General features: G+C 45.4%; 15 protein-coding genes. 8 read left to right on the top strand and 7 right to left on the bottom strand.

What is annotated here, in order from left to right:
- Positions 1-32: 32 nt before the first annotated feature.
- The 7 genes from JGK16_RS14800 to JGK16_RS14770 all read left to right on the top strand — a co-directional run bounded on the left by JGK16_RS14800 (position 33) and on the right by JGK16_RS14770 (position 5413).
- Positions 33-353, top strand: a complete 321-nt coding sequence (locus JGK16_RS14800) for a hypothetical protein (RefSeq protein WP_293191053.1) — start codon at positions 33-35, stop codon at positions 351-353.
- Between the two features lie 29 nt (positions 354-382).
- A complete protein-coding gene (locus JGK16_RS14795) occupies positions 383-532 on the top strand; it encodes an HNH endonuclease (RefSeq protein ID WP_293180971.1) in 150 nt (49 codons plus the stop codon).
- 365 nt (positions 533-897) lie between these two features.
- Positions 898-1065 carry a DUF4926 domain-containing protein gene (locus tag JGK16_RS14790; protein ID WP_293180968.1) on the top strand — a complete coding sequence of 56 codons (168 nt, stop codon included), beginning with the start codon at positions 898-900 and terminating at the stop codon, positions 1063-1065.
- Between the two features lie 460 nt (positions 1066-1525).
- Complete coding sequence (gene dxs, locus JGK16_RS14785) at positions 1526-3433, top strand: 1-deoxy-D-xylulose-5-phosphate synthase (RefSeq protein ID WP_293191055.1); 1908 nt, start codon at positions 1526-1528, stop codon at positions 3431-3433.
- A gap of 69 nt (positions 3434-3502) precedes the next feature.
- Positions 3503-3820 (top strand): hypothetical protein, encoded by a 318-nt coding sequence (locus JGK16_RS14780; protein WP_293191057.1) that lies wholly within the window; start codon positions 3503-3505, stop codon positions 3818-3820.
- Positions 3817-4185: an aspartyl protease gene (locus tag JGK16_RS14775; RefSeq protein WP_293191059.1), complete on the top strand. Its 369-nt coding sequence runs from the start codon at positions 3817-3819 to the stop codon at positions 4183-4185. The genes JGK16_RS14780 and JGK16_RS14775 overlap by 4 nt, the downstream gene beginning before the upstream one ends.
- 7 nt (positions 4186-4192) lie before the next feature.
- Positions 4193-5413 (top strand): NAD(P)/FAD-dependent oxidoreductase, encoded by a 1221-nt coding sequence (locus JGK16_RS14770; protein WP_293191061.1) that lies wholly within the window; start codon positions 4193-4195, stop codon positions 5411-5413.
- Between the two features lie 287 nt (positions 5414-5700).
- Here JGK16_RS14770 and JGK16_RS14765 read toward each other — a convergent pair whose 3' ends face one another.
- From JGK16_RS14765 to JGK16_RS14745, 5 genes are all read right to left on the bottom strand, one after another.
- On the bottom strand, positions 5701-8187 hold the full coding sequence (locus JGK16_RS14765) for a sulfotransferase (protein WP_293191063.1): 2487 nt from the start codon (positions 8185-8187) through the stop codon (positions 5701-5703).
- 173 nt (positions 8188-8360) lie between these two features.
- Complete coding sequence (locus tag JGK16_RS14760) at positions 8361-10433, bottom strand: Wzt carbohydrate-binding domain-containing protein (protein ID WP_293180950.1); 2073 nt, start codon at positions 10431-10433, stop codon at positions 8361-8363.
- Positions 10434-11225 carry an ABC transporter permease gene (locus JGK16_RS14755; protein WP_293180947.1) on the bottom strand — a complete coding sequence of 264 codons (792 nt, stop codon included), beginning with the start codon at positions 11223-11225 and terminating at the stop codon, positions 10434-10436.
- Positions 11222-12466 carry a glycosyltransferase gene (locus JGK16_RS14750; protein ID WP_293196824.1) on the bottom strand — a complete coding sequence of 415 codons (1245 nt, stop codon included), beginning with the start codon at positions 12464-12466 and terminating at the stop codon, positions 11222-11224. Before JGK16_RS14750 ends, JGK16_RS14755 begins: the two co-directional genes overlap by 4 nt.
- A 237-nt stretch (positions 12467-12703) precedes the next feature.
- Complete coding sequence (locus JGK16_RS14745) at positions 12704-14020, bottom strand: glycosyltransferase (RefSeq protein ID WP_293191067.1); 1317 nt, start codon at positions 14018-14020, stop codon at positions 12704-12706.
- Positions 14021-14049: 29 nt separating this feature from the next.
- Between JGK16_RS14745 and JGK16_RS14740 the strand changes: the two genes are divergently transcribed.
- A complete protein-coding gene (locus tag JGK16_RS14740) occupies positions 14050-14175 on the top strand; it encodes a hypothetical protein (RefSeq protein WP_293203212.1) in 126 nt (41 codons plus the stop codon).
- Between the two features lie 69 nt (positions 14176-14244).
- Here JGK16_RS14740 and JGK16_RS14735 read toward each other — a convergent pair whose 3' ends face one another.
- Complete coding sequence (locus tag JGK16_RS14735; RefSeq protein ID WP_293191069.1) at positions 14245-15444, bottom strand: glycosyltransferase; 1200 nt, start codon at positions 15442-15444, stop codon at positions 14245-14247.
- Positions 15445-16035: 591 nt separating this feature from the next.
- On the bottom strand, positions 16036-18150 hold the full coding sequence (locus JGK16_RS14730; RefSeq protein WP_293191071.1) for a thioredoxin domain-containing protein: 2115 nt from the start codon (positions 18148-18150) through the stop codon (positions 16036-16038).
- Positions 18151-18192: the final 42 nt, after the last annotated feature.

Genomic DNA, 18192 nt, shown 5'->3' with positions numbered 1-18192 from the left:
TATTCCAAGAGTATCTACGAGCTTTAATTCCTATGAATACTCAATTAATGGTGAAACCTTCCTCCTTGATGCCCCAAGGTCTCAAAATGGTAGAGTTTGGGAATATTTACTTATTCAGATTTACCGACGATCTTCAATCTCGCATGGAAGAACTGCTAGAGAGAAAAAAACTAGATTTACTAACTGCCGATGAAGTTCCTGAATTAGCTGGCATCATCGAACTATCCCGAATTTTTACCTTGATTAACGCCGAACTTTCTACCCAAGCCAAATGGTGTCCGATCGCACTCCACAACTTATACGACAACGAGCTAAATACCTCTGCGAATACTGTCACTCTCCAGAATACCTAAGCCCCGATCGCTTTACCATAGATCATCTCATGCCCAAATCTCTCGGCGGATCTGATGACAGTGAAAATTTAGCATTAGCTTGCCGTCGTTGCAACGAACGCCACTACAATTTCACCAAGGGAATTGACCAGGAAACTCAGCAAGAATTTTTCTTATTTAATCCTCGTCATCAGCAATGATCAGAACATTTCATCTGGACAGCAGATGGTCTAAATATTGTCAGTAAAACTTCAGTAGATCGAGCAACTTGCAATCGGCTTGACCTTAATGACGAACGTTATGATGAAATGAAGAGGATTCGATTCGGCGATCGCGCAGGTTTTGGGTATAGCGGTTCTCAGAAAGATCAGGTACGTTGTTGGGCTTGGGCCCTCTTGGTTTCAGTGGTTATATAACCTGTCAGTCATACCTCACCTTTTTGAGAAAGGCTATAGAAGGTGGTTGGCATCCACCTGCGGAAGATCCTCGTCAATTAGAATAAGCAAAATCTCTCAATTCAACTTGACTTCTGCTATGTTATGTGCCATGAATAAGGTATCTAAAAATGAATTTCATAATTAAACTGCTTGATGTCGTTGCATTACTAGAAGACTTACCCGAACATGGCTTATATCGAGGTCAAGTGGGAACAGTAGTTGATGAATACGATGCAGAATTTGTTGAAGTTGAGTGGGAGCATCTCATTTTTGTAAAAAGCATTTTTTTCTTATAGTGCTGTCCCCGCTCGCGTATCCTATAATACGCGAGCGGGGACGCTCGCATAAATGCAAAACTGAGATGCTCCCAGTTGAATTTAGCGATTTGCAAGGTTGTACCTACGCACGAGAAGCTCTTAAGAAATCGCAGTTAATGATTTTGCATCACAGTCCGCTTGCAGAAACCCAATGGTTAAAAAGTCAGCCATCATTACAAAAAACTGTTTTAAATCGATAATAATCCCCGTGCAGCTAATAATTAGCCGTTAGCAACTAACAAATTAGGCATTTTTTATATTGACTCTTTGCGATTTACTTATTATAATTACCAGGTCAAAAATAATAAAAATCTTACGCCTAACAGTTTTTCTCAAATAACAGGTAAAATATTCTAAGTTTGCGCGTACCGAACGCCGCAGGCTCAAACTATTATCTGTTAAGGATTCGTCCTAATTCTTAGGAGCGGGATTTTAAAATATGCATCTCAGCGAACTGACTCATCCAAACCAATTACACGGCCTGTCGATTCATCAACTCGAACAAATTGCCCGACAAATTCGAGAAAAGCATTTAGAAACAGTAGCCGCTAGCGGCGGACACCTTGGCCCAGGATTGGGTGTAGTGGAACTCACCTTAGCACTCTACCAAACACTCGACCTCGATCGCGACAAAGTTACCTGGGATGTCGGCCACCAAGCTTATCCACACAAGTTGATCACCGGTCGCTACAACAATTTTCACACCCTGCGCCAAAAAGACGGCGTTGCAGGCTATCTCAAGCGCTGCGAGAGCAAATTTGACCACTTCGGCGCCGGTCACGCTTCCACGAGCATCTCCGCAGCCTTAGGGATGGCGATGGCGCGCGACCTCAAGGGCGAAAACTTTAAAACTGTAGCAGTCATTGGCGACGGTGCGCTGACAGGGGGTATGGCACTCGAAGCGATCAACCACGCAGGCCATATGCCGAAAACTAATGTGATGGTAGTGCTCAACGACAACGAGATGTCAATCTCGCCCAATGTCGGCGCAATTACCCGCTATTTGAACAAAATGCGACTCTCGCAGCCGGTGCAATTTCTCAAAGATAACCTAGAGGAACAATTCAAACAAATTCCCTTTGTTGGCGAAACTTTTACCCCAGAAATGGAACGCCTCAAAGAAGGCATGAAACGGTTAGCCGTATCGAAAGTTGGAGCCGTAATTGAAGAATTGGGCTTTACCTACATGGGCCCAGTTGACGGACACAATTTGGAAGAGTTAATTGCCACTTTCAAACAAGGTCATACTATCCAAGGCCCTGTGTTAGTTCACGTGGTGACGGTGAAGGGGAAAGGATATGCGATCGCCGAAAAAGACCAAGTAGGATATCACGCCCAAAATCCCTTTAACTTAGCCACGGGGAAAGGCATCCCTTCCACAAAACCCAAGCCTCCAGCTTACGCGAAAGTCTTTGCCCACGCCCTGGTCAAGCTAGCAGAAAATAATCCCAAAATAGTCGGCATTACCGCTGCCATGGCAACCGGAACTTGTCTGGACAAGCTTCAGGAAAAACTACCTAAACAGTACATCGATGTTGGGATTGCCGAACAGCACGCAGTGACTTTATCGGCAGGTTTAGCCTGCGAAGGAATGCGTCCGGTTGTCGCAATTTACTCGACATTTTTGCAGCGGGGATACGACCAAATAGTTCACGATGTCTGCATCCAAAACTTGCCAGTGTTCTTCTGTTTGGATCGCGCTGGGATTGTCGGCGCCGACGGCCCCACGCACCAGGGAATGTACGATATTTCCTTCTTGCGCTGTCTGCCAAATATGACAATTATGGCGCCAAAAGACGAGGCAGAATTGCAGCGGATGGTAGTCACTGGCATCAACCACACGACAGGCCCGATCGCGATGCGTTACCCGCGTGGTAACGGTTACGGCGTGCCTCTGATGGAAGAAGGTTGGGAAGAATTGCCGATCGGCAAAGCGGAAATCCTTCGCAACGGCGATGACGTGCTAATCTTAGGTTACGGTTCAATGGTGTATCCGGCAATGCAAACCGCCGAGATGTTGAGCGAACATGGCATTGAAGCAACTGTGATTAATGCGCGTTTTGTCAAGCCTTTAGACACCGAATTAATCTTACCTTTGGCACAGCGAATCGGCAAAGTTGTCACGATGGAAGAAGGCTGTTTAATGGGTGGCTTTGGTTCAGCAGTAGCCGAAGCTTTGATGGATAACAATATCCTGGTTCCATTAATGCGCTTGGGTGTACCTGATACATTGGTGGATCATGCTACGCCTGAGCAATCCTTTGCAACTTTGGGATTGAATCCGTCGCAAATGTGCGATCGCATTTTAGCAACATTTAGCCGCCAAAAGTCACCAGTTAGCGTCTAATTAGCTAGAATTGTAGGGTGGGCACTGCCCACCTTACTTCAGCTTTACTGCACAAAAGGAGAATCAACAATGACTAACGTGAAGCCTAATCGTACAGTACGGCGCGGAAGGTTATTCCCCGAAATTCAGTGGTCAGAAGAAAAGAAAGCGCAGTGGCGCGCTGAAAGAGAAGCATTTTATCAGCGCTGCAAACCAACATTCGATCGCCTAAAACCAGAATTGATTAAAACCCACTACAACTGGTATATGGCAGTTGAACCCGACAGCGGGGACTATTTTATCGACAAGGATGATATGGTGGCCACCAAAATGTGCCGCCAGAAACACCCAAATGCTATCCCGTTCATGTTCCGCATCAACCCTACAGGGGTTTGTGGCACGATATGATTCAAGGCACATTTGGTAATGAGGATGAGCTATTTTTTGAAATTGAATTGATTGCTGATAACGGCTTAGAATTACCTGTTGATGCTCTGCTAGATACAGGTTTCTCGGGCTGGCTAGCAATGGATATTCAGGATTTAGAGGGACTTGATTGGATTTATATTAGACGACAAAAAATGCGAACAGCTAAGGGAGAATTTAATTTCGACCTTTATGCAGGAAAAATCAGAATTGACAATCAAGAATTCGATATTCCTGTTCACGTAGGTGACGGAGTACCGGAAATTTTAATCGGCCGGCAATGGCTGAAAAATCGGCGCTTGGTAGTTGATATTTCGGCGGGTGTTTTGACATTAGAAGCGAATTAATAGCAAGATGACTTTAAAAAATTTTGATATAGTAATAGTAGGAGCCGGCCCAGCAGGAGGCCACTGTGCAAGAATTCTAGCCAAATCCGGCCGCAATGTCTTGCTTGCAGAACAAAACGACAATTTTAATAAAAATGACTTTTCCAGCGCCGCCACACCTTTAGAAACCCTCTCTCAATTCGATTTACCCGAATCAGTTATCGGCAGTTTTTGGCACAAACTGACTATTGAAACTAGCAAAGTTAGTCAAACTTGGGAATCTCCCGAAAGTTTGGGAGTTGTACTCAACTTTGCAAAATTTAGAGCATTTTTAGCCGACGAAGTTGAGCGATTTGGCGGTGAAGTTTGGCTGGGTTGTCGCTACACCGGACATTCGCAAGCCAACGGCGAAACTACAGTAGAATTTAAACAGTTATCTGACGGGCAACTTATCAAAGTTAGCACGAAAGTCTTGGTTGATGCTACTGGCTTTTCGCGGGCAATTATGTACGACAAAGAAAACGATAAGCCTAATTTTTTGTCGGGAACCGGAATCGAATATTTAATTGAAGTTGAACCGGAAGTTTACAATAAATATGCCAATGATTTAATCTTCTTTTTGGGTGATAAATGGATGCCGAAGGGTTATTCTTGGATATTTCCTATGGAACAAAATAGACTGAAAGTTGGTGCGGGACGCATTTTTTTAGATGCCAAAACGGTTAAGCATTTGTCACCGATTAAACAGTATATTGATTTGCTGATTGATGAATATCTGAAGTCTAAAAGTTATAAAATTATTGACAAACACGGTTCGACGCTGAAATACAGTCGCGGTTTGCAGGATATTTATTGGAAGGATAACATAATTGCGATCGGCGATACTGTCTCGACAGTAAATTTTCTGGGCGGTGAGGGTATCAGACACGGAATGGATGGTGCCGAAATCGCTGGGAAATACATTGAAAAATATTTGGATGGGAAAATGTCAGATTTTCGGGATTATGAGACGGAAATGCACCGCAAGTTTGATCGCAAATGGAATATTTCGGAAAGGTTGGCGGTGAGAAAGTATATTGATGATGTGAATGATGAATTGACAGATAAAATGATTTCTTATTTGAAGTACATGAAAACTAAAGATGTGATGGATATTTTATTTGATTATAAGTTTGAGAAGATTTCCAGAGGATTTGGCGGTTATTTGCGACGTAAATTTCAGGGATTGATGCAGCAATTTCACTTGTAGGGTGCGTCAGTTGAAAGATTTTTGATTGAGTTGAAAATATCTGGCTGACGCACCTTGTTGCAGCAATTTCCCTTGTAGGGTGCGTCAGTTGAAAGATTTTTGATTGAGTTGAAAATATCTGGCTGACACACCTTGTTGCAGCAATTTCACTTGTAGGGTACGTCAGTTGAAAGATTTTTGTTGAGTTGAAAATATCTGGCTGACGCACCTTGTTGCAGCAATTTCACTTGTAGGGTGCGTCAGTTGAAATGTTTTTGATTGTCTTAAAAATCTCTGGCTGACGCACCCTACAAATATACACATCTACGAACCAATTCCCAGAAATTTTCTGCTGTTACTTGAAGGCGGGGTAGCGACATTAAAGAATCGTGAAAATTGCTCGTACTCCATCTATATGATACACCGAAACTATACCCACTTGCTCCGATTAAATGCGCTACAATTTCATCGACATTCCCGTAGGGATAGGCAAAAACTCTCACAGATTTCCCTAATCCCCGTTCCAAAGTTGCGCGGGATTTCGCCGCTTCGCGCACAATTTCGGTGGGGGACAATGAAGTCAGAGGCTGATAGGTGGCAGACATGGAACCAAATTCAATCCCTGCATCCCGCAATTGTCTAATTTCCGGCCATTCCATTAACTGTACTTGTTCAAATTCGGCTTTTTCCCAACTATTTGTCTTTCCTATTGACTCGGCTACTAGAAAAACAGTGGCTGTAAAGTCAAAGCGTTTTAGCAAAGGGAAAGCGTAGGTTAAAAAGTCGAGATAGCCACCGTCAAAAGTTATTAATACAGCTTTACCTGGTAAAGGAGTTTTAGTTAGTTTTGCATTTTGCCAATCTTCCCAAGTAGCACTGTAATAACCATTTTCTTTCAGATACTGCAACTGTTGTTCAAAAACCTGCGGAGTAATTGCATTTAAACCATCGGGAGAAATGCGACGGTAGGCGAGAATCGAGAGTTTTTCTGTAATGCTATCATTGTCAAATATTTGAGTTTTCACTGAGTGAGAAACTTCTCGGTAAGGCGATTTTTGCCAAATGATTTCTGGTGCGTAAAATACTTGCTTTGGTAACTCGTTTTCTCTGGGAATTTGGATTATCACTTCCCCTGCGATTGCTGCTGATTTCGCTAATTCGCGCAGCGCCTGGGCTGGGAGTGCGGCGCGGCGGCTGATACTGGTTCCTGTTGCACCACATCGCCTGCCGAACATCACCGCATCTTGGGGGTAAATGCCCCTAGAACCCTTTGCATTCAACCAGTCGGGCAGATTCGACCTTTGTTGTGCAGTAGAGGTTAAGCGCGATCGCAACGATTGCTTATTATCTAACGGTTTTCCCAACAAAGCTTCTCGCACGGTGGCGACGCACAACTCAAAACCGATATTTCGAGTAATTGTCGATCGCACTTTTTGAGCAGAAACAAAATTATTTTCCACGGCAACGGTTACAATAGCGATCGCCACACCGCCTACTGTCACCAGCACGTCAATTTCAGCAAGCTCAACTTTTATATTAGTCAATTCTTCGCTAACTTCCACAGCAATCAAGTCTCCATCGAGAGTGATTGTGACTGCTTCATCGACGGTTTCGGGATTGTAAAAATTAGCCTCAACCCAATTAGGACGATTCCAGATTTCTTGTAAAAATAGCGTCCATTCCAGTTGGGGAGTTTCTGGATTGTCTTGAAAGAAGCGTGAAAGTATTGGCCAAGCAAACTGGGCTGCGATCGCATCTGCCAACACCGTACCCGTCACAATCCCGTCACAGACTGGCAATTCAATAAGGGACTTGCGTAGAAATAAGAGCCCAGCCATGCTATTGTATTGTCGAAGGAGCAGCCAAAGGATTGGTATAGTATTAAGCTCCAAATCCCTAACTTCGAGTTCAACACCTGCTAACTTGATTGTACAGCAAACGCGATTGAATATTTGTGGAACCTTAATATCCGAAATTAATTCGCTCACCTCCACCGTAACCTTGTAGGCAATTCTCGAATTTACCCACTCGATATGAGTTAGAATATTTTTAATTTCACTATCTTTAAAAACTCGATGATATTTGTGAACCTTAGTGCTTTGAATATCCCTGGCAATTCCTTGATGCCAAGGTAAATTCAAACTCAGCTTAGCTGCTTTTTCCTTATAATTAATCAGCATTCCAGCATCATACTCAATTCCAATAAAATTACAAATATCCTCTAGAACTAACTTTTTGTTTTCTACAAGATCTTCATATCTAACCAAGATATGATTAGATTTATCAAGATAGTTATGGCTAGTTAATACTGCATATTTCCATCCCTCGATACAGCGATCTAAATCCCAACCACCGCCCCACAATTCGTTAAAATCCCGAGTAGCCTCATACATAGAAGCTATGCAATCCATGCTGTTTCGCATAATATGTATGAATTTAGAATCCGGCAAAAAGCGCTCTATATCCTCAATAAAATATATGTGTTCCGGCGTTTTTTCCAACCAAATGCTTTTGTTCTGTTCCGCAGCCAAACCATCCAAAACTCCGACAAACCAACTAACTTTAGCTTCCACACTTTGATTGTCATCAAAACCTTGCAAAAGTTCAGGGCGATTAATCTCATCATTAAAAAAAGCTTCCATCCTGCTTGGCAACTTTGCCGCAAACTTCTCGTACAATAAATAGTGAAAAAACTTAGATTCAGGAAAAGAAATAACTTCAGGATGAGCCGCTAATAAACTCTGAAGAATTGTAGTACCGCTTCTTGGAGCTCCTACTAAAAATATTCGTTGCATTGTTGATTTTATATTAATAAACTGGCGATCTAATTTTTTTCGTGGAGTGGGGGCGGGTTTATCTAGATTGTTGGTAAAAATTAAATATGGTTGGTTAACCCGCCCCTACAGGAATTATGTTTTACCGTATTAATCCGCGTTAATCCGCGTTCATCTGCGGTTTCACAAACATCCTAACTCCAACTAAAATCTTCCTTCAACAAATCAGAAAGCTCCTGATTGTAAGGCTTAAAATAATTGGTTAATTCTTGTTCTATTTCCGGAGGCATATTACTGTAATCTTCGGCACTATTACCCTGATATTCTTTGACAGCACTCGCCTTAACATCCAAGAATTCTAACACCTCTGAAAACACATCTCCCGGATTTTTTTGAAAATCTTCGCTTTTGATAATTAGCAACTGTTCCCTGGGAAAATAATCGAGCCAATTCTTGATTTGTTCGACATAAATTCCTCTCGACAAGTAGGAATAATGCTGGTGGTTGAAACTGTAATAGCCTTCATCGGCTTTGAATTTTTCGATCTCACCTTTGAGTCTGTCTGGTTCAGATGCGATCGCCTTTTCAAAATCCAGCTTTTCACAGCCGATCGCCACTTCTAAATGATAGTGCATCCACGCTCTTTGTACCGGGTTGCGGAGCATCACAATCAGCTTAACATCCGGGAAACACTTGTAAACCCGCTCGGCCACCAACGGATGGTAAATATAGTAAGGAGTCATCTCCCACAGCAGCACTTTGTCACCCGCAACACTCCGCGTCAACTGCTTGCTGTACCACTCAACACCGCGCTCGAAATTCAATTCAAAAAAGTGTACTTGCTTAGCACCTTCTTTGATATTTTGCAAGTGATTTTCTAGATAGCCGTATAAAGCCTCGGTGCTGCACTTTTGAGCGCCCAGAATTAAAAAGTCAGGTGACTGCTTATTTTTCAACTGAGTGGAAATCTTGGCGTAGCTGGGATTATTTTTGTTCAAAGCGTGAACTTTGTCAGTTGTTTCTGGCAAATCCAGCACCTCCATTTTGCCGTCAAACTCCCAGCGGTAGGGCGGACAAAGGATCGTTTTTTGGTGTACAGTCGATCGCACGTACAGCGGATAAACGTGCCAGTGATAATCGTAAGCGTAGGCCCAACTCTTCTCGTAAACCCCAGGATTCACGTAATACTGCCCGTTTCCTAAATCCAGCCTGTCTACGTGCAGCCGGATTTTGCCTTTACCTTTCGCCAGCGGTATCAACCGGCCCATTTGATTAGTATTAGTCTCAAAACAACTTTGACCGTCTTCCCGACTGATTGTCACCCCAAAAATTGCAGCATCAATCGATTTGGGAACCGTGTAATGAATTTCAATAGTAATCGTATCGCCGCTGTCTATTTCCTCATCCGGCAACACTTTGACATCCGTAATTTCTACTTCCAAAGAACCGAAACGGTTTTCATTAACACGCAATTCCGAGCCTGTACTTGTGACTTCAGGAGGACGCATGGGAGTGCGCTTTTCTGTTTCCGATCGCATTTCCGATAAATACTGACCGGCTACAACTTCCGGCTCTCCGTAAGCCTGGATTTTACCATCCCGCAGCCACAAAGCTCGATCGCACAATTTCTGAATTTGTCCAGCATTGTGAGAAATTAAAACAATCGCACAACCTTTAGTTTTAAACTCGGCTATCTTGTTCAAACATTTAGTTTGAAAAGCCACATCACCAACCGACAAATGTTCATCAATTAAAAGCACTTCCGGATCGGTGTGTACCGCTACCGAAAAAGCCAGCCGCATTTGCATCCCCGTACTGTAAGTTCGTAGGGGGCTGTCAATAAACTGTTCTAATTCCGCAAATTCAACAATATCAGAGAAGCGGCGCGTCGCTTCCCGGTGAGTTAAACCAGCTACTACCGCACCCACAAACACATTTTCTCGCCCTGTTAAATCCGAGTGAAAGCCTGCACCCAAATCCAACAAACCGCCAATTTTGCCATTGACTTTAATACTTCCTTCCTCAGCACGGCCGATACCTCCAATCAGTTGCAGTAGTGTCGATTTTCCTGCTCCATTTTTGCCAAGAATTCCCAGCATTTCCCCAGGAGAAACACTAAAACTCACATCTCGCAAGGCCCAAAAATGTGCTTGTGGCTTCATCCGCCACCACCCCCACAAAGCAGCCTCCATAATCGTAAAAGGTCGATCGGCACTGTAGCTGTTGAAACGCTTGCCTAAACCTTTAATCACAATTGCTTGACGCATTTACAATTCCTCCACAAATCGATCGCTTTGCCGTCTAAAAATTCCCAGTCCGATCGGCAAAAGAGCAGCTACTACTACACTCACAATTAATAATGCCATCCAATCAGGCTGCGTGCCTCTGAGGAGTACAGCTCGGTAAGCTTCAATCAACGGCACCATCGGATTCAACTGATAAAATATCAGATATTCTTTCGGGACGCTGTTGAGGTCGTAGAAAATTGGAGTCAGATAAAAAAGCATCTGCAACAGTACGCCTAGAGTGTGCTGAGTGTCCCGGAAAGTAACGTTCAAAGCAGCGAGGGGATAAGCCAAACCGACTGTCAAAAAAAACTGAATTACCAGCAGCACTGGCAAAAAAAACAGCACTGAATTCGGCTGCAAACCGTCAATTATCAGAAATATCATTAAGACTGGGAGCGCCAGTAAAAAGTGAATTAGCCCTGTTGCTGTTGTGACTACAGGCAAAATGGCGATCGGAAAATTTGGCTGTCTAATTAAAGCGCGGTTGCTGGTGATTAGTCCTGTTGCTTGAAATAAGGCACTTTGAGTCCAAGTCCAAATTAATAAACCACTGAAAGCAAACGAAGAATATTTTGGAATGTTGATTGGAATTACCGATCGAAACACAAAAGAAAAAACCGCCAACTGCAACAGTGGATTGATCAAAGTCCAAGCAATCCCCAGGGCCGATCGCTTGTAGAGTAGTTTCATGTCGCGATCGACCAACTCGCGCAGCAAATCAAAGAAATGAGCGACTTGGCGCCTGTAAACCAGTTGTCCTGCATTTCTCACTGGACACCCCCAGCCATTACCTGCGGTTCAACTTCCTGCGATTCCTCTTCAGCAAGGGCCACCAACTGACGCGCTTGCAACTGAGCTTCTCGGTAAGCAAAAGGACTTTGCAAAGCCCCCAGCAATTCGCTGACTACGAATTTGCGGGGAAGTTTGCCAGGATTCCGCAAGCGGCGCAGCAGCCACCAACCCAACCACTCAAACACGACAAAGTGCACAAGTTGGGCGCGCCCTACGGTACGGTTGCGATCGCAAGTCAGCAAATAAGCCCCAAAACTGCGCCCGTTATCCTGTAACTGTCGGCTCAAAGCTTTGTCGCTGCGCCGGTGCAAGTGCCACACCAAAGTGCTCGGATCGTAAAAAGTCGTATATCCCTTCGCCAAAATCCGGTGAAACATCTCGACATCGCCAGCGCCGCGTGTCGCCGTCCCCACATCAAGAGCCACGTCAAAGTTGCCCACAGCCTCAAAAATTTGGCGGCGGAAAGCCATATTTGCTCCAACGCCGTAATTGCAAGCCCACAGCAAATCTTTCACCGAAAGTTTGTTACCTTCAACTTTGAATTTGTGTAAATATTGCAGCATTCCGCCGTAAACCAGCTCAAATTGCTGTTGGGGCATGGTTTCCAGTTCCGCAGCCGAGACTAAACCGCTGACGGCCATGACTTCGGGATCGGCAAAGCCAGCAGCAATTGACCGCAGCCAACCTCGATCGGGTCGCGCGTCGTCGTCGGTAAAAGCAATAATTTCGTGGCGGGCTTCCGCGATGCCGCGATTTCGTGCCCAGTCCAATCCTGGCCGTTCCTCTTTGACGTAGCGTACAGGTAATCCCGCGACGTATTCGGCAGTTCTGTTGTTGGAGGGAGCGTTGTCTACAACGATAATTTCGCGATTGGGGTAGTCGAGGGCCAGCAGCGATTCCAGAGCGCCTTTGAGTAAGTCAGTGCGATCGCGCGTACAGATGACAACGCTAATTGGTGGCAATTCTCGATCGAACTCTGCGATCGGGGCTAACTGCTCTGCCAAACTCAATTGAATCAACGTCTTGCCCATCTGCTCGACAATTGTTTGTCGCACTCGATCTGCCGAGATTGTCTGTTCCCAGGGATTGTTATTAACATAGCCCCAGCCGATCGGGCGTCCTCGGTAGCGAACCAAGATGCGGACGCCTTCATATTTTTCTAGTCCCCTAATCGGATTTATCTGTTCAGTAAACTCGATCTCAAGCATTTTTATTGCCATAATTTCCTCCTAACTAAATATCCGACTTGGAATCTGGCACTTTTAGATTTTAGATTTTAGATTTTAGATTGATGGCAATTGTAATCTCAAATCGGCAATCCAAAATCGGATGGAGCATTAGGTATTTAGTATTTGTGATTGGCGATTAGGAAAATTACTAGCCATTAACATGAAGCACTAGCTATTAATTTCACTATTCCCATTACCTATTACCCCTTACAACTTACCAATTAGCAATTATTTAATTGCCAAAACACGATCTTCAAAAGCAAGTAAAGGTTGTGTTGCGATCGACTCAGAACTGTGTGGCATACCGTTAACCGCCATCGCTCTCGCCAGCGGTTCGGCTAAGTGCAGCGCCAGAATCGTTCGCAGGTGAACTCCCCGTAAAGGTTCGGCGCCAACTTCGGGAGGGATGTGACCGATTGTCAGCTTGTCGTAGTAAAGGTAAATACCGGCGGGTCTTTCGGCATCAATCCTTTGTTCTGCTGCTTCCAAACCTTGCTGCAAATCGATTTCTATTTCGTTTTCTGCCAAATCCGCGCGGGCCGGGCCTTCTTGCAGAAAACTAGAAATGCCCGATCGAGTTTTCAATTCGTCTACCACACCACGGAAGTACCAGTAACCGCGCAATTTAGTGTTCAGCCACCGCCAAGTACCGCGCATCCGGACAGCTTCTAGTAAATCTAGCGATCGTCTCAGTCCCAACACCAGCAAATCTAGCGCGGCCGGCCAGTAAAAAACCAGGGCGACCAAAATCCGATCGACCAGAGAGTAAGGAGTTTCGTAATCCCCTACGTGCAGAGTAGGTCTGAGTTCTGGGTGCCTCTGACCCAGCAAGACATCGGAGCGGCCTTCCGCACGCGCGCGCCGAAAAGAGCGATCGAGGTTGTTAGTTTCGTGTTCGTAGTGATACCCGACTGCATCCGCTGCCACAGCAAAAGGTATATTTGCTTTGAGCAAGCGTAAGCCGAACTCGTAATCTTCATGGGCAGTGCCTTGGCCGAAGCCTGAATCGAAGCCTCCGGTGCTAGCAAACAGTTCTGCATCCAGAGAAAGGTTGCCGGTGAGCAAGTCTTGATAAGTGTAACGATGAGCAGGCTGGCTCATCTCATAAAATTTTTCTTCCCACCAAGCCCGCACTGTTACGTCAAAGAATCTAGTCCCTCCCTGCAATTTAGGAGGATAAGGGCCGATTACCGCGCAGCCCGGACGCTGTTGGTGAATGCGTACATGACTTTCGACTAAAGGCGGAGTTGGTTCGATATCGTCGTCTATAAATATCAGCAGTTTTCCGGTAGCGGAGGCTGCTCCGGTATTCCGGGCGATCGAAGCAGCCCGACACTTTGCTTCAATAACCTGTATTTTAAACGGAGCTTGGTAGTCTTTGAGCATTGCCAAAGTATCGTCAATGCAGCTATCTGCAACTACCGTCACTTCGATGAGGTCGATCGGATAAGTCTGCGAGTGCAGGGCATCGAGAGCGCGTCGCAGCGAATAACTGCGGTTGTGACTGGGAATAATTACGCTAACAGTGAGATTTTCCCTGTTCATAATTGGTAATTGGTAATAGGAATTGGAAGATGGAAGATGGAAGATGGAAGATGGAAGATGGAAGATGGAAGATGGAAGAATCTCAGCTAATAACGTTCGCGAGCGGGGACGCTCGCGCTAATAACGTTCGCGAGCGGGGACAGCACTATGACTAATGACTAATGACTAATGACTAATGACTAATGACTAATGACCAATGACTAATGACTAATGACTACTGACTACTAACTACTAACTACTGACTTCCCTTTAATTTCTTGCAACCGTTTGCGAGAAGCAAAATAAGCCATCGGGCCGCCGATGCAGCCGCGAAGTTGAGCTAAGAGCAAGTCTTTTGGGATAGAGTCCGGTTTGTTTCGCAAAGAAGCAATCAACTCAGGCAGTTGTTTGTAGCGCAGCCATCCCCAGGCTAACAGCGGTATGCTAAACTCCCGATTTTTCACCAAAGTGCGCGTCCAGAAAGCGTAGACTCCAATTCCGTAGCAGTACATCGTTTTGCGCAAATCTTCCCAATCGCGCCGGTGACGATGCCAGCTTAGAGCCCTCGGTTCGTAGATAATGCGATAGCCCGCAGTCAGGATGCGGACATAAAGTTCGTGATCTTCCCCGCATTTTGCAGGCGTCCCCACACCCAAAGCTTCGTCAAATAGACCTACGCAGTCGATCGCGCTCTTCCGCAAAGCCATACTCGCCGAAACGCCTATAGGAGCTACAATCAGCGGGTTGCAGTACGCCCCGTCGAAGATGACTCGCTGAAATCCACGTCCGTGGGGGCTGTAACGCTCGAACCATTCTTGAGCTTCAGTTTCGAGTTCCAAAGGCATTACCAACCCGGTGACACACATAACTCGCGGATCGCCGAAATTGTGCAAGAGCGATCGCAACCAGTTCGGATCTGGTACTGCATCGTCATCTGTCAGAGCGATAACTTCCCCCTTAGCTTCCAGCACAGCGCGGTTGCGGGCAGTGCTAGACCCCGCCACGTCTTCCCGCACGTAGCGGACTTTTGGGTAATTTTCGACCAGTTCCCTCGTAGCCTCCGTGGCGGGACAATTGTCAATTACTAAGTATTCCTGACCGTCGTCGGGCAGCCGCATCAACGCTTCCAGACAGCGCTGCAAATCTTCCGGGCGATCGCGCGTGCAAACCGCTACAGTGGCTGTGGGCATTGCCTGTACTGGCCCGCGTTCGTCCCATTCCAGGGTCTCGTAGAGCCAATTTTTCCACAGGTTATCGCCCACAGCATTCATCAGTGTTTCCCGCAATTGGGAGCCGTCTATGCGACCTCCGACTGCGGGTAAAGTCGCTTGACCGATCGGTTTTCCGTGCAGTCTAATTAAAACCAAGGCTTTGCTGTAACGCTCCTCAACCGCTATTTCTGGCGGTAGTTGGGAGATTTCCAGGTCGAGAATAGCTGTTGCCATTTTAGATTTTAGATTTTAGATTTTAGATTGCAGAATTGTGAATTTTAGATTGCTGAACAAGGTTCAAAAAAAACATCTATTCTCCGTATTTTACCGGATGTCTTTTAGCCAAAATTGTTGTACGAGATAGCAATTTATCAATGTCATACTTGTCGCTCACCGATCGCGAATCAAACATAAAGCCTCATTTTGGTGATTGCTGTTATTTATTTTTACTTTCTATCGTCGGCTGATGTCAAGTTTTTTTTCTACACAATTTTTACCGCCGAAGGCGATCGCACGTCCGGGCTGATGTCAATTGCAGGTGTTAATCGCCCATGCTGTCGAGGTGACGATAGAATATTTAGTCAAAATTTGGGCGAATTGAGACCTAACATTGAAAGGACTAAAGTCCTTATTACGAACCAGTTTGTAGTAAGGACTTTAGTCCTTCTTTTTCTCTAAAGGTTTGTAGTAAGGACTTCAGTCCTTCTTTTTCTTAAAAGGTTTGTACTAAGGACTGAAGTCCTTCTCCTCTAAAGGTTTGTAGTAAGGACTTCAGTCCTTCTTTTTCCCTAAAAGTTTGTAGTAAGGACTGAAGTCCTTCTCCTTCTATACTCGCGTTTGACTGTGCAGAATTTCTGCTAACAGCATCTCTTGGCTTTTCGCAGGTTCTTTGCAAGTCAAACACTCACAAACTAACCCGATAACACCTTCAGGTAAATCAGCCTCAATCTGACAGACAGCAGTCGGATAATACCGCGAAATCAATCCAGAAATCTGGTCGGGCGACGTGCGAATTAGGGTAGAATGCTGGTACCAATCTAAAGCCGAAAGTAGACTCGGACAAGCTTGGGGACTATCTCGGACAATACTGCTGAAAGCTTGCAAAGCTTGTTGGGCGCGATCGAGATATTCTAAATTTTGACCCAGCAGCGCCAAGCGAACCAAAGAGGCGATCGCAATTCCATTGGCCGCCGGAGTAGCATTGTCAGTATAACTGCGTTCCCGCACCAACAAATCCCCGCTAGCATCCTTAGCAGTATTGTAATACCCGCCCAATTCCAAGCTCCACAAAAACTCATCAAACTCATCTTGCACCCGCACAGCTTTCTCCAACCAAAACTGAGAATTCGGCAATTGCTGTACAGATTCCCCGTTTCCTAACATCAAACTCGCTTGATGCAAATCCAACAAAGCTTTCACAAACAAAGCATAATCTTCCGACTGCGCCGCCACCGCCGATTGTCCGTCATAATTGAGTCGCTGAAACCGCCCGTCAATCCACTGATTGTCTAAAATAAAATTAGCAGCTTTCACAGCCAATTCCAAATACTCAAAATTCCCAAAAACAGCCGCCGCCCGCGCCAAACCCGAAATCATTAAGCTATTCCAAGCCGCAATCATTTTCGTGTCAGTAACTGCGGGAATTCTCCCCGGCCAACTGTCGTTTTTTGCTTCCTGATTGTTGCGGGCTGGCGGAAAGGTTTTTACAGTATCTGGATGGCCGCCGTAGCGCAGAGCAAAAAGTTTAGCTAAAGCCGTTTCTACCGTTGCATTCAGTTTTCCCGGATGTCGGCGTTGCAATACATTTTTGCCTTCAAAATTGCCACTGCGACTAATATCAAACGCTTCTTGAACTTCAGCAAATTCCTCGACAGTTAACAGCGTTTGTAGTTCGGTGTAAGTCCAAACATAAAACGCTCCTTCTTCCGGCTCAGACCCCCCCGTTGTCCCCCCTTGGTAAGGGGGGGTTGGGGGGGTAAAACTGTCAGCATCCTGTGCTGCGTAGAAATAGCCAGTCGGCGCAGTCATTTCTCGCTTCAACCATTCTACTGTCCGCGCGATCGCACTTTCAAAAGCTGGCTCTTCAATTCCCGCGCTCCACAAATTCGCTAAATACTCAACAATTTGACCGTTATCGTAGAGCATTTTTTCAAAGTGCGGCACAGTCCAAGTTGCGTCAACCGTGTAGCGGTGAAATCCCCCCGCTACGTGGTCGTAAATGCCGCCCAAGGCTAAGTCTAAGCCGCGCTGAGTGCAGACTTGTTTGCTGTCATATTTTGCATCAAAATTAAAGCGCGTTCCCCGCAGTGCTAAATCAGCATAGGGCATCATTGGAAAACTCGGCCCGGGGTTACTCCGGGCAATAATTCCGGTATTGAGTTCTAAGCCTTTTTGGAATATTTCGTGATTTAATTCTGCGGTTGTTACTGACAGCAGCGCCGACTGGTGGAGGTTGTCTAAAATTTCTCCTTTGAAGGCTTGCAATTTGCGCTTTTCTGTATCGTAAAAGCGGCGAATAGATTGCAACACTTCTAAAAATCCCGGGCGTCCGTAGCGGGGAGTTACGGGGAAATAAGTGCCACCGTAGAAGGGAACTCGCTCGTCGGGAGTGAGAAAAACGTTGAGAGGCCAACCGCCTTGGCCCGTCATCATTTGCAAAGCTTGCATATATATGCTGTCGATGTCCGGGCGTTCTTCGCGATCGACTTTTATCGGTACAAACTGCGAATTCATGTATTCGGCGATCGCGCGATCGGAAAATGCTTCTCCTTCCATCACTGTACACCAGTGGCAACTAGAGTAGCCAATTGACAAAAAAATCGGTTTATTTTGGCCCAGGGCCGTTTCTAAGGCTTCGTCGCACCAGGGCCACCAGTCGATCGGGTTTTCGGCGTGTTTCCGCAGGTAAAGGCTTTGGGATTGAGCAAGACGGTTGACCATAATCAAAGATAATTTAACTTGTGCTGAGTAAGTTTGTCAGTT

Source organism: Microcoleus sp. PH2017_09_SFU_O_A (assembly GCF_020738625.1).
GTDB lineage: Bacteria > Cyanobacteriota > Cyanobacteriia > Cyanobacteriales > Microcoleaceae > Microcoleus.
The sequence above is the reverse complement of the archived record's forward strand: the minus strand, read 5'-3'. Positions and strand labels throughout refer to the sequence as shown.

Coding starts and splice junctions, on each gene's coding strand:
- JGK16_RS14730 (WP_293191071.1), bottom strand. CDS start 18,150: ATGGTCAACCGTCTTGCTCAATCCCAAAGCCTTTACCTGCGGAAACAC.
- JGK16_RS14770 (WP_293191061.1), top strand. CDS start 4,193: ATGACTTTAAAAAATTTTGATATAGTAATAGTAGGAGCCGGCCCAGCA.
- dxs (WP_293191055.1), top strand. CDS start 1,526: ATGCATCTCAGCGAACTGACTCATCCAAACCAATTACACGGCCTGTCG.
- JGK16_RS14795 (WP_293180971.1), top strand. CDS start 383: ATGCCCAAATCTCTCGGCGGATCTGATGACAGTGAAAATTTAGCATTA.
- JGK16_RS14735 (WP_293191069.1), bottom strand. CDS start 15,444: ATGGCAACAGCTATTCTCGACCTGGAAATCTCCCAACTACCGCCAGAA.
- JGK16_RS14775 (WP_293191059.1), top strand. CDS start 3,817: ATGATTCAAGGCACATTTGGTAATGAGGATGAGCTATTTTTTGAAATT.
- JGK16_RS14800 (WP_293191053.1), top strand. CDS start 33: ATGAATACTCAATTAATGGTGAAACCTTCCTCCTTGATGCCCCAAGGT.
- JGK16_RS14750 (WP_293196824.1), bottom strand. CDS start 12,466: ATGGCAATAAAAATGCTTGAGATCGAGTTTACTGAACAGATAAATCCG.
- JGK16_RS14780 (WP_293191057.1), top strand. CDS start 3,503: ATGACTAACGTGAAGCCTAATCGTACAGTACGGCGCGGAAGGTTATTC.
- JGK16_RS14745 (WP_293191067.1), bottom strand. CDS start 14,020: ATGAACAGGGAAAATCTCACTGTTAGCGTAATTATTCCCAGTCACAAC.
- JGK16_RS14760 (WP_293180950.1), bottom strand. CDS start 10,433: ATGCGTCAAGCAATTGTGATTAAAGGTTTAGGCAAGCGTTTCAACAGC.
- JGK16_RS14790 (WP_293180968.1), top strand. CDS start 898: ATGAATTTCATAATTAAACTGCTTGATGTCGTTGCATTACTAGAAGAC.
- JGK16_RS14765 (WP_293191063.1), bottom strand. CDS start 8,187: ATGCAACGAATATTTTTAGTAGGAGCTCCAAGAAGCGGTACTACAATT.
- JGK16_RS14740 (WP_293203212.1), top strand. CDS start 14,050: ATGGAAGATGGAAGATGGAAGATGGAAGATGGAAGATGGAAGATGGAA.